Source organism: Capnocytophaga cynodegmi DSM 19736 (assembly GCF_000379185.1).
GTDB lineage: Bacteria > Bacteroidota > Bacteroidia > Flavobacteriales > Flavobacteriaceae > Capnocytophaga > Capnocytophaga cynodegmi.
Map to the genome: position 1 here is coordinate 34,026 of NZ_KB900714.1, position 12,777 is coordinate 46,802.

The 12,777-nt window shown below is 33.1% G+C and carries 11 protein-coding genes; 3 read left to right on the plus strand and 8 right to left on the minus strand.

The annotated features are described in order from the left end of the window. Positions 1-819: a ZIP family metal transporter gene (locus YW9_RS0105230; protein ID WP_018279141.1), complete on the minus strand. Its 819-nt coding sequence runs from the start codon at positions 817-819 to the stop codon at positions 1-3. A gap of 108 nt (positions 820-927) precedes the next feature. Next, entirely contained in the window at positions 928-3,018 is a 2,091-nt protein-coding gene (gene ppk1 / locus YW9_RS0105235) for a polyphosphate kinase 1 (protein WP_018279142.1), read from the minus strand. A 395-nt stretch (positions 3,019-3,413) separates the two neighbouring features. On the opposite strand from ppk1, the gene rho reads away from it, so the two are divergent. Further along, positions 3,414-5,144, plus strand: a complete 1,731-nt coding sequence (rho, locus tag YW9_RS0105240) for a transcription termination factor Rho (RefSeq protein WP_018279143.1) — start codon at positions 3,414-3,416, stop codon at positions 5,142-5,144. A 68-nt stretch (positions 5,145-5,212) separates the two neighbouring features. On the opposite strand, the gene YW9_RS0105245 is transcribed toward rho, so the two are convergent. The 6 genes from YW9_RS0105245 to YW9_RS0105275 all read right to left on the minus strand — a co-directional run bounded on the left by YW9_RS0105245 (position 5,213) and on the right by YW9_RS0105275 (position 10,321). Further along, positions 5,213-7,066, minus strand: a complete 1,854-nt coding sequence (locus YW9_RS0105245; RefSeq protein ID WP_018279144.1) for a DNA topoisomerase IV subunit B — start codon at positions 7,064-7,066, stop codon at positions 5,213-5,215. A 48-nt stretch (positions 7,067-7,114) separates the two neighbouring features. Then, entirely contained in the window at positions 7,115-7,600 is a 486-nt protein-coding gene (locus YW9_RS0105250) for a DUF6495 family protein (protein ID WP_018279145.1), read from the minus strand. 98 nt (positions 7,601-7,698) lie between these two features. Then, positions 7,699-7,923 carry a putative signal transducing protein gene (locus YW9_RS0105255; protein ID WP_018279146.1) on the minus strand — a complete coding sequence of 75 codons (225 nt, stop codon included), beginning with the start codon at positions 7,921-7,923 and terminating at the stop codon, positions 7,699-7,701. Positions 7,924-7,944: 21 nt separating this feature from the next. After that, complete coding sequence (locus YW9_RS0105260; RefSeq protein WP_018279147.1) at positions 7,945-8,559, minus strand: deoxynucleoside kinase; 615 nt, start codon at positions 8,557-8,559, stop codon at positions 7,945-7,947. Between the two features lie 29 nt (positions 8,560-8,588). Next, the gene (locus tag YW9_RS0105265; protein WP_018279148.1) at positions 8,589-9,107 is read right to left on the minus strand and encodes an Lrp/AsnC family transcriptional regulator; all 519 of its coding nucleotides are present in this window, start codon (positions 9,105-9,107) and stop codon (positions 8,589-8,591) included. Positions 9,108-9,241: 134 nt separating this feature from the next. Next, positions 9,242-10,321 carry a mannose-1-phosphate guanylyltransferase gene (locus YW9_RS0105275; protein ID WP_018279149.1) on the minus strand — a complete coding sequence of 360 codons (1,080 nt, stop codon included), beginning with the start codon at positions 10,319-10,321 and terminating at the stop codon, positions 9,242-9,244. Between the two features lie 194 nt (positions 10,322-10,515). On the opposite strand from YW9_RS0105275, the gene YW9_RS0105280 reads away from it, so the two are divergent. Next, on the plus strand, positions 10,516-11,349 hold the full coding sequence (locus YW9_RS0105280) for an SAM hydrolase/SAM-dependent halogenase family protein (RefSeq protein WP_026193837.1): 834 nt from the start codon (positions 10,516-10,518) through the stop codon (positions 11,347-11,349). A 33-nt stretch (positions 11,350-11,382) separates the two neighbouring features. Beyond that, positions 11,383-12,762, plus strand: a complete 1,380-nt coding sequence (gene glmM / locus YW9_RS0105285) for a phosphoglucosamine mutase (RefSeq protein ID WP_018279151.1) — start codon at positions 11,383-11,385, stop codon at positions 12,760-12,762. Positions 12,763-12,777: the final 15 nt, after the last annotated feature.

Here is a 12,777-nt window from a genome sequence, read left to right on the forward strand (position 1 = left end):
TCATCCTAATATCACATCTAATGACATCATTATAACAAAGCCTATAAGAAACCCTATTGTGGAGACATCTGTATTCTTATTTTGCTGTGACTCAGGAATTACTTCCTCAACAACCACATAAATCATCGCTCCCGCCGCAAAGGACAATGCATAAGGCAAAATTGGCGTGAAAAACAACACAGCAACCGCTCCTAAAACTCCCGCAATAGGTTCTACTACAGCAGACAATTGCCCGTAAAAGAAACTTTTCCTTCGGCTTAATCCCATTGCTCGTAATGGCACAGAAACCGCGATACCCTCAGGGAAGTTTTGTAAACCAATCCCTATTGCCAAAACTACCGCACCTGCAATAGAGGCTTCAGGAACTCCAGCCGCAACACCTCCAAAAAGCACACCCACTGCTAACCCTTCGGGAATATTATGCAAAGTTATTGCTAAAATCAATAAGGTGGTTTTTCTAAATCTTGATTTTATGCCCTCTGTTTGCTTAAAGTTTGCGTGAAAGTGAGGCAACAACTTATCCAAGACGAAAAGAAAAAACGCTCCTAATAAGAACCCCAAAACAGCTGGTATCACTTTGTAAATCCCTTCTCCTGAAGTCATTTCCATAGAAGGAATTAATAAACTCCAAATACTTGCCGCTACCATCACTCCTCCCGTAAATCCGAGCATTCCATCCATAAAAGTTTTATTCATCTCCTTGAAGAAAAAAACTACAGAGGCCCCTAAAGCTGTCACAAACCAAGTAAACAACGTTGCATAAAGTGCTGCATTCACAGGGTCAATACTCTCTAAATAAGCAATTATCGATTCAACCATAAATTAAAATCTAAAATTATGAAATGCAAAAATAATCATTTATTTTAGATTAATCTAAAAATATTTTTAATCCATCAATAATATTATTTAGATTTATTTTACAAACCTTTATTTTTTCAAGTAATAATCATACATTGCTTCTTGTGACCTTATTATTTGATTATTATTAGTTCGGTAGGCGTTATCTTGTTTTTCTGAAATAATCCTTGCTTTCACGTTATCCGCCCAACCAATTTCGAACGTATCAATCAGTTCTTTTTTGATATCAGGGTCGTAAATTGGGCAACCTACTTCTACTCGGTACGATATATTTCTTGTCATAAAATCTGCTGAAGAAATGTAAACTTTCGGATCTCCATCATTTCCGAAGATAAACAAACGAGGATGCTCCAAAAATTTATCCACAATACTGATAACTTCAATGTTCTCACTCATTCCTTTAACGCCAGGTATCAGACAGCAAATTCCACGCACAATCATTTGAATCTTAACTCCTGCCCTACTAGCTTCGTACAATTTATCAATCATTTTGTAGCTCGTCAAGCTATTCATTTTCAATTTTATACAAGCCTCTTTACCAGCTTTTGCATTTTGTATCTCTTTATCAATGAGCTTAGTAAGCACTTTCTTTGTATAATGAGGTGAAACTATCAAATGTTTGTAACGCTGAATTACATAACTTGTTTCCAGAAAGTTAAATACTTTATTAACTTCTTTTAGAATGTCCTGATTTGCTGTGAATAAGGTATAGTCAGTATAGATTCTAGCAGTTGATTCATTAAAATTTCCTGTACTAATGAAACCATAACGTTTGATTTCCTTTCCTTCTTCTCGTTCAATCACACATATTTTACTATGCACTTTTAGCCCACGAACACCAAAAATAAGTTTTACTCCTTCTGCCTTTAATAGCTCTGCATATTTTATGTTTGACTCTTCATCAAAACGTGCTTGAAGCTCTATCTGAACTGTAACTTTTTTACCATTTTTGACTGCATTTATCAGTGAATTAACCACTTGTGAATTTTTTGCTAAACGATAAATTGTGATTTTAACAGATTTCACTTTGGGGTCTAATGCAGCTTCACGCAGAAACCAAACAATGTTAGAAAATGTATGATATGGAGTGAATTGCAAGTAGTCTTTTTCAGCTATTTTTTTAAGGAGACTACCTCCAGTGGCAAGTCCTTTAACAGGAAGTGGTTGAATGGGTTGATAGGTTAAATCGTGACGTCCCATACTTGGAAAACTCATATAATCACGACGATTATGATATTTTCCTCCAGGTATAATACTGTCTGTTTCAACTATTTCCATTTTATCAAACAGAAATTGCAATGTATCTTTCCCTATTTCTTTATCATATACCAAACGTACGGGTTCTCCACTACGTCTTCCTTCCACACTCGAAGATATTTTCTCCACAAAACTCTTGCTTAAATCGTCATCAATATCAAGCTCTGCATCACGAGTGATTTTTATCATATGAGCAGTAAGAGACTCATAATCAAATATATTAAAAATTTGATGCATACAAAACCTAATAATGTCATCTATCATTATTATGTAATGTTTGTTGCCAATTTGCGGAAGCTCAACAAAACGATTTAAAGTTGTAGGAAGCTCAATAAGAGCATATTGTATTTTCTCTTTGTAGGCTTTTGATGAAAAAAACTTTTGAACTCCTTTTGTCTTTGTCTCATTTTTGAGTGTCATTTTTATTGCTAAATACGCAACATCATCTTTCAGTTGAGGAAAAGCCTCTAAATCATTCAAAATAATTGTAAACAAAGCTGGACGTACCTTCGACAAAAAGTATGAATTCACAAACTGCTCGTGCTCAGCAAGTAATGTTTTTTCATTTACAATGAAAATATTTTCTTTTTCAAGTTGTTTGGTTACAGAATTAATTATCTGAAGGCTTTTTTCCTGTAAATGAATAACTTCTTTTGTAATTTCTTCAAGTAATTCTTTAGCGTGTACACCAAGTTCATCGTGTGCGTGGTCGTTCATTGCCACACGCTTTACTGTCGCATAACGAACTTTAAAAAATTCATCTAAATTGTTTGAAAAAATTCCAGCAAAACGGAGTCTTTCCAATAAGGGGACATTTTCATCAGCAGCTTCCTGAAGAACTCGAGCATTGAATTTCAACCAACTAAGCTCTCTGTTTATATATTTATTTTTATATTTTGTCATTTTTGAATATTCTTTAAGAAATTTCGTGTAAAGGTATTATTTTTTTCTGATAGAAACAAGAACAGAATAAAGAATATAACATTATATAGTTCTTTGAAAATGTGATAATAAGGTTTCATAATAACTATCAAATTGAGGAATATTATTTTTATTGAAAAATGAAAACTTTTTACAAATAAATTCCATTTTTATTAATTTAAAGAATTTGAATTTCTTTTTTTCTTAAAAATATTTGCTTATTACCAGTATATATTGTAATATTGCAGCAGCTTTTCAGTTCCTTCTATTAAAAACATTCTCTAAACAATTCTTAATGAAGGAAATACCTATCTCAACAACATTCTAAAAACTGAAAAAAATCATCATTTTTTTATTTTAATAACAAAAAATTACCAATGTTTGACATTACTGATTTAAAATCTATGAAGCTTCCTGAGTTACAGGAAATAGCTCAGGAGATGAAGGTGCCTAAATTTCGCAGCTTTAACAAAAGTGATTTAATTTATCAAATACTTGACCTTCAGGCATCAAATCCTCCATTACCACAAAAACAAGAAAAAGAGAAAGAAACTTCTGAAAAAAAAGCAAATTCTGTAAAAACTAAAAATAAGAAAAAGGAAACTGTTCAAAAAGTACCTTCTGAAACTAAAGCTCAACAAGCTGATAAAGAGAATACTAATTCAAAAGAGAAAAAACAGGAGCCTACACAAAAACAAGTTGTAAAAAAAGAAAATCCTGTTACAAATAAAGAAAACAAAAAAACAGAAGTTAAAGAAACCTCACCTCAAGATTCTGATGAAGTAAGCAGAGAACCAAAACAATTTAAAAAACAGCAAAACTTCCAGAAGAAAAACAACCAACAAAACACACAAAATCAACAAAATACACAGAACGGAAAGTCCAACTTCAATAAGAATGGTAATGGGAATAATCAAAACCATTCAAATAACAACCATTCCGAAAATTTTGACAAGGAAAAGAAAAATCGTTATCGATCACCCGAATTTGAATTTGACGGAATTGTAGAATGTGAAGGTGTTTTAGATATAATGCAAGACGGATATGGTTTTCTTCGTTCTTCCGATTACAATTATTTAGCCTCACCTGATGATATTTATGTGTCACAATCTCAAATTAGACTTTTTGGATTACAAACAGGCGATACAGTATTGGGAGCAGTACGTCCTCCAAAAGAAGGAGAAAAATATTTCCCTCTTCTTAAAGTACTGAAAATAAACGGACTTGACCCTCAAATTGTACGTGATCGTGTTTCTTTCGAACATTTAACACCTCTTTTCCCAGATGAAAAATTTAAATTAGCAGAAAAAGGAAGTACCATTTCTACCCGAATAATTGACTTGTTCTCACCTATCGGCAAAGGACAAAGAGGAATGATTGTTGCTCAGCCTAAAACTGGTAAAACAATGTTACTCAAAGATATAGCAAATGCTATTTCTAAAAATCATCCTGAAGTATACTTAATGGTATTACTCATTGATGAGCGTCCTGAGGAAGTGACTGATATGCAACGAAGTGTGAAAGGTGAAATTATTGCTTCCACTTTTGACAAAGAGGCTTCAGAGCACGTTCGAATTGCAAATATTGTGTTGGAAAAAGCCAAACGACTCGTAGAATGCGGACACGATGTGGTAATTCTGTTAGATTCAATTACACGATTAGCCAGAGCCTATAATACGGTTCAACCTGCTTCAGGTAAAGTACTTACAGGAGGAGTTGATGCGAATGCACTTCACAAGCCAAAACGTTTTTTTGGTGCAGCTCGAAATATTGAAAACGGAGGTTCTCTCTCAATCATTGCAACCGCCCTTACTGAAACTGGCTCAAAAATGGATGAAGTTATCTTCGAGGAATTCAAAGGAACAGGAAATATGGAATTACAATTAGATAGACGTATTTCGAACCGCCGTATCTTCCCTGCCATTGACCTTATTTCATCTTCAACACGTCGTGATGATTTGCTACTCGATGAAAAAACACTTCAACGTACTTGGATATTGCGTAAATATTTGGCAGATATGAATCCTGTGGAAGCCATGGAATTTATGGAAACACAAATGAAACAAACTCGCAATAATGAAGAATTTCTTATCACGATGAATAATTAGATTTTAACAATACGAAAAAAGCTATTTCTTTTGGGAAATAGCTTTTTTATTTTAAAAATAGATAAAAATTAATTTTCTTCAATCATATCTAACTCCACACGGAGGTTATTTATGATAAATTCCTGACGATCTGGCGTATTTTTTCCCATATAAAATTCCAAAAGTTGCTCTGTATGAATAGTTTTATCCATCATCACGGGGTCCAAACGCATGTCTTCACCAATAAAATATTTAAATTCATCAGGCGAAATTTCTCCCAATCCTTTAAATCTGGTAATTTCAGGTTTTCCCTTAAGTTTCTTAATTGCATTTTGTTTTTCCTCTTCACTGTAACAATAAATAGTTTCCTGTTTATCTCTCACTCGAAAAAGAGGTGTTTGTAAAATGTATACGTGACCTTCCTTTATCAATTCAGGGAAAAATTGTAAAAAGAAAGTAATCAAAAGTAAACGAATGTGCATTCCGTCCACATCGGCATCTGTTGCAATGACAATATTGTTGTATCGCAAGTCAGAAATAGAATCTTCTATGTTTAATGCGGCTTGTAATAGGTTAAATTCTTCGTTTTCATAAACGATTTTTTTAGTCATTCCGAATGTATTGAGTGGCTTTCCCTTAAGGCTGAAAACTGCCTGTGTTTCCACATCACGTGACTTGGTAATAGAACCTGAAGCCGAATCTCCCTCAGTGATAAAAAGCGTGGTCTCTAAATTTCGTTCTTTTTTAGTATCTGTTAAATGAATACGACAATCACGAAGCTTTTTGTTATGCAGACTTACTTTTTTTGCTGCTTCTCTGGCTGATTTTCTGATACCTGCGAGTTCCTTACGTTCACGTTCCGCTTGTTCTATTTTCTTTTTTATTTCATCGGCAACAGCCAAATTTTTATGGAGAAAATCGTCTAAATGTTTACCAATGAACTCATTAATATGAGAACGTACCGAAGGCATTCCCTCTCCCATTTCAGTAGAACCCAACTTAGTTTTTGTCTGACTTTCAAAAACAGGTTCCATCACTTTAATGGATATTCCACCAATAATTGACTTACGGATATCGGAAGCATCATACGATTTGTTAAAAAAATCTCGAATAGTTTTCACATAAGCCTCTCTGAAGGCCAACAGATGCGTCCCTCCCTGAGTTGTATTTTGCCCATTGACAAAGGAATAATATTCCTCACTATACTGAGTTCGGCTGTGTGTTACCGCTACCTCAATATCCGTTCCTTTCAGATGAACGATAGGATAGAGAAAATCCTCTTCATTGTTATTCTCTGTTAATAAATCTTTCAGTCCATTTTCGGAATAATATTTCTCTCCGTTGTAGTGTATCGTAAGCCCAGGGTTCAAGTACACGTAGTTTTTCAACATCCGCTCAATGTACTCATTCCTAAACTTATAATTTTTAAAAATGCTCTCATCAGGAATAAAAACCACGTTTGTTCCTCTTCGTTTGGAAGATTCCTCAATAGGAGATTCCTCCAACAAAATACCTTTTTCAAATACAGCAGACTTCGACTGATTATCTCTAACAGATTCTACCTTAAAATACACAGATAACGCATTGACGGCTTTTGTACCTACACCGTTGAGTCCCACCGATTTTTTAAATGCTCGTGAATCATACTTTCCCCCCGTATTCATTTTTGAAACCACATCTACCACCTTTCCCAAAGGAATTCCTCGCCCGTAATCCCTTACATCTACTCGGTTTTCCGTGATTTTAACTTCAATGGTTTTTCCTGCACCCATAACAAACTCATCAATGCAGTTATCCAAAACCTCTTTCAGAAGAATATAAATTCCATCATCAGGGGAAGAACCATCACCCAACTTACCAATGTACATTCCTGGCCGCATACGAATATGCTCCCGCCAATCTAATGACTTAATATTATCTTCTGTATATTGTGTATTTTCCATCACTTAAAACATTTTCAAAACTCTGCGAAGATACTAATTTTTTAAAATTTATTTATTTTCGATTTGCTTTTTTATTTCTATCAGACTCTTAAATAACTTTCCGTCAGATACTTGAAGTCCTTGACAGATTAGATTGAATATTTCTAATTTACGATCTTCTACTAATTTCTTTTTCCCTGTGTAAAACTGAACTTTATCGGAATGTATATTTTTCTCAAGCCATTGAAATCCATTTGGAGTTGTCAAATCAACAATTTTATCTGAAACCAACACAGAAATCATCTGAGCATCATTTTCTTGGAAAGAGAAGCAATTAATCGAATCACTATCAATTCTTTCCAAAAACTCAACTTTTTCTAAACTTTTCTCCCAAACCAAATCGCTGAAAATATCAATTTCCTCTTCCGCTATATGAGGTTTTTCCCTTTTTATGGTTTCCCATCCATCAAAAGTAATTTGTTGCGAGGCTAAAAAACGAGCAAAATCATAGTGGAGTTCTTCCAGTTGTTCCTTAGTTAAACGTATGTATTTCATTTATTTACAAAAACTAAAAGTTGAGAGTTAAATTGTTTTCACGCTTTAATTCTCAACTGATAAACATATTTTTAATAATGATAATAAAGACAGAAGAATTAACCTTCTAACGACAAGTTTTTCAAAACTTCAATAGCATCATCATACTGACTTTCAAAAACATACATTTCCACCTGCATCGGAATTTCACTTGCAAATCCTGCTAATCTTCCTGATTCTGTACGGTCTTTTATAATAGGTTCAATTCCAATCTGTTCCAAAGCTAACCTTATAAGATTTGCTTGAATTGAAGAACCTTCAAATATTTTTTTTAATTCTGGCATATTGATTTGTTTTTGATTATTCTAAAAGAGACCATAGAGTAAACCATCAACCTTATTTATTATTTCACCCAAATCCTCTGGATTATCCACAAAATTGATATTATCCACATCAACAATCAATAACTTTCCTTTGTTGTAATTTTTAATCCATTGTTCGTAGTGTTCATTCAAACGATTGAGATAATCTATTGAAATAGAGCTTTCATACTCTCTACCTCGCTTGTGAATTTGTTTCACCAAATTTGAAATTGTACTTCGTAAATAAATTAACAAATCGGGCGGTTGCACCAACTTTTCCATCAAAAAGAAAAGTGATTTATAATTCTGAAAATCTCTCCCACTCATAAGTCCCATTTCGTGCAAATTAGGGGCAAAAATATGAGCGTCTTCATAAATTGTTCGGTCTTGGATTATATTATTCCCCTTCTCACGAAAATCCAAAACTTGACGAAAACGGCTATTCAAGAAATAGATTTGTAAATTGAAGCTCCAACGTTCCATCTGATGATAAAAATCATCTAAATACGGGTTATCTACAACATCTTCATAATGAGCTTCCCAACCATAATGCTTTGCTAACAAAGCTGTTAATGTTGTTTTCCCTGCTCCAATATTTCCTGCAACGGCTATATGCATTGGTCTTAACTATTTTAGTACTATGTATTTTATATTTCGTTATTGTTTTTTAGTGTGTTGTTGTATTCAAACTCTGCTTCATCACGCAAACATTTTATCATAGATGTATTTTTTATTTCCTTAATTACAAACGAGCTTTGAATATTTGCAATTATTTCCAATTTTGAAATTTTATGTACTACAAATCTTTGGTATTCCTCCATATCGTTCAACACCAACTTGAGCAGAAAATCATAGCCTCCCGCCATATACGAAGCTTCAAGAACCTCATCTAACGTGCTGATATATCTTTCAAACTCTTCAAAAAGTTCTCCCTGATGGCGAAGTAATTTTACTTGACAATATGCTACGAGCTTTTTCCCTAACTGCTTTGGATTCACAACTGCGACATAATTCTCTATCACTCCGCTAGTTTCCATTTTTTTTATCCGCTCGTGAACAGGTGTGATGGAAAGCCCCACTTTTTCTGCTAACTTCTTGATAGATTGCTTACCATCTTGTTGCAATTCATCAAGTAACATAAAGTCTATATGATCTAACATTTGCATAATTATTCAATTATTTTAAGATTATGTGGGTAAAAATATTTTATTTTTTTGAAAAACACAAAAAAACAGAAAAAAATTCTGTTTTTTTCTTGAATCAAAATCTTTAAAAAACATTTTGTATCACGTATTTATATTTATCCTAAATGTTTTCCAAATTTATTTTTAACCTCATTTGCTATTTTCTTAATGTCTTGCTCGTTTTGGCGTGGGCAAATCAATAATACTTCTTCTTTATCTACAACGATATAATCGTTAAGTTCCTCAATTACTACTATTTTCCCTTTTTTAGAACGTATGATATTATTATTTGAATTTCTCAAAAGAGTTTGAGCGTTTATTACCACATTTTGCTTTTCATCTTTTGGAAGTTTTTCATACAAAGAGCCCCATGTTCCTAAATCGTTCCAATCAAAACTAGCTGGAAGTACATATATATTGGAAGAAGGCTCTAAAATAGCATAATCAACCGAAATATTATCTGCTTGAGGGTAATTCTTTTTAATAAAATCGGATTCTTGTCCTGTATTATAGAATTCACTTCCTTTATTAAACAACTCATACATAGCAGGTTGAAATATCTTAAAAGCTTTCAGCACACTATGCACACTCCAAACAAAAATCCCTGCATTCCACAGAAAATTCCCTGATTGTAGAAATTTTTTAGCAGTTTCATAATCAGGCTTTTCACGAAACTGACTTACTTTTTTTATCTCTTCAGAAGCATTTTTATCATACTGAATATATCCATATCCTGTATTAGGAAATGTAGGAACAATTCCTAAAGTCATCAGAATATCAGCATTTTGAGAAGTACCAAAACATTTCTTCACATTTTCAGAAAAAGCATTTTCATCTTCAATCCAATGGTCACTTGGAGCAACTATCATCAGTGCATCAGGATTTCTTTGTTTTATTTTCATTGATGCATATAATATACACGGAGCTGTATTTCTCATACAAGGCTCTAAAACAATATTTTGATAATCTATTTCAGGAATTTGCTCTTTAACCAACTCACCATATACTTCATTAGTCAGAACCAAAATATTCTCTTTCTTAATGAATTTATTAAGTCGAGAAAATGTCCTTTGGAGTAACGTTTGTCCCGTTCCTAACATATCGTGAAATTGTTTTGGATAGTTTTCCGTACTAATAGGCCAAAAACGAGAACCAATCCCTCCAGCCATAATTACTGCATAATAGTTATGATTCATAAAATGAAATATGATAGTTTTTCGCAAAGATAGAAAATATTTGAATCAAAATCAATCTGAAATAACTGAAAACCTCCATTAAACCAAATATTGATAAATAATGCCTCAAAATAATCTGTAATATATTTTTTTTTAGTATGTTTGTGGGCATTTTTAATCGCATCAAATGTAAAATATTTTTTATAGTACTTAATTTGAGAATCATTACATTAACTACGGATTTTGGAGAGAAAGATTACTCCGTTGGAGCTGTGAAAGGAGCTATTTATAGTAATTTTCCACAGGCTCACGTTGTTGATATTTCACATTTGATTACACCTTTTGATATCTTACAAACAGCTTATATTCTCAAAAATTCTTATGTACATTTTCCAAAAGGCACTATTCACATTATTGGGGTAGATTCGGAACGGACACCCGAGAAAAAACATTTGATGATGTATCTAAACGGGCATTATTTTATTGGTGCCGATAACGGAATTTTTCATTTATTATCTGAAAATGAGAAAGATGTTGAAGTTTATGAAATTGGAGAAAATGAACCTGTTACATTGTTTCCTGTACTCGACTTTTTCCCAAAAATAGTATCCAAGATTGGAAATAATATTCCTCTTGACAAAATCGGCAAAAAAACATATAATTACCTAAAAATAAGTTACTTAAAACCAGAAATTTCAAAAGATAAGTCTTTCATTTATGGAAGTATCATCTACATTGATCACTACGGAAATGCTGTAAGCAACATTAATCGTTCATTGTTTGATGAAATTAGACAAAATCGCACTTTTGAAGTAATTTTCAAAATGTATTCATCTCACAAAATACACAACTTATATACAGACATTATTGACTTTAAAGTTCCAAAAGAAAACAGAGCTCCAGAGGGAAGAAATTTACTTTTATTTAATAGTATTGATTTACTGCAAATTAGCATCTACAAAAGTGACTTAAGTTCTTCAGGAGGAGCTTCAACTCTTTTGGGGATAGAATGTTCTGACAACGTCACTATACATTTCTTACAAGAATAGAACAAACATATTTAATCAGAAAAACATAAGAATATGACATTAATTAAATCTATTTCAGGAATTCGGGGTACTATTGGAGGAAAACCCGAAGACAATTTAACTCCAATTGATGCTGTAAAATTTGCAGCTGCTTACGGAACTTGGTTAAAAACCAATCTTAGAAAAGAAAATATCCGTGTGGTTGTGGGGCGTGATGCTCGAATTTCAGGCGAGATGATACAAAATTTAGTAGCTTATACACTCGTAGGCTTGGGCATTGAAGTGATTGATACTGGTTTAAGTACCACCCCTACTGTGGAAGTTGCCGTACCGATAGAAAAAGCTGACGGAGGTATCATTCTGACTGCCAGTCATAACCCAAAACAATGGAACGCATTAAAACTTCTGAACAATAAAGGAGAATTTTTGAGCGGAAAAGATGGTGAAGAAATTCTGAAAATTGCCGAAAAAAATGATTTTGTTTTTTCTTCAGTTGATGATTTGGGAAAAATAATAAAAAATGATACTTATATTGATAAACACATTGACGCTGTCCTAAATTTAAAAGTGTTGGATATTGAGGCAATCAAAAAGAAAAAATTTAAAGTTGTAGTTGATGCCGTAAATTCTACAGGCGGAATAGCCATTCCTAAACTTTTGAAAAAATTAGGTGTTGAAGTTGTAGAACTTTATTGTGAGCCTACAGGGCATTTCCCTCACAATCCAGAACCTTTAAAAGAACATTTGGGAGATATTTCTGCAAAAGTTATCGCTGAAAAAGCCGATTTTGGAATCGTAGTTGACCCCGATGTAGACAGATTGGCACTCGTTTGTGAAGATGGAGAAATGTTCGGGGAAGAATACACTCTGGTTGCTTGTGCTGATTATATTTTAGGAAAAACGCCTGGAAACACAGCTTCTAATCTTTCCTCATCAAGGGCCTTACGTGATGTTACCGAAAAACACGGAGGGAAATACTTTGCCTCTGCCGTAGGAGAAGTAAATGTGGTTGAGATGATGAAAAAACATAATGTTGTTATTGGTGGTGAAGGAAATGGTGGAGTAATCTATCCTGAATTACACTACGGACGTGATGCTTTAGTAGGCGTTGCAGTATTTTTATCTCTCTTAGCTACAAAAGATTACTCTGTAAAACAACTTCGTGAAAGTTATCCTGCTTATTTTATGAGTAAAAATAAAATTGAGCTTACTCCAGATGTAAATGTAGATAATATTTTGAAAAAAATGGCTGAAAAATACAGCAATGAAAATGTAAATACTATTGATGGAGTAAAAATTGATTTTGCTGAGAGTTGGGCTCACTTAAGAAAATCAAATACAGAACCCATAATTCGTATTTATACAGAGGCTAAAACTCAAAAAGACGCTGACGATTTGGCTTTAAAAATTATTGATGATATTAAAAATATATAAATCATAATATAAAAA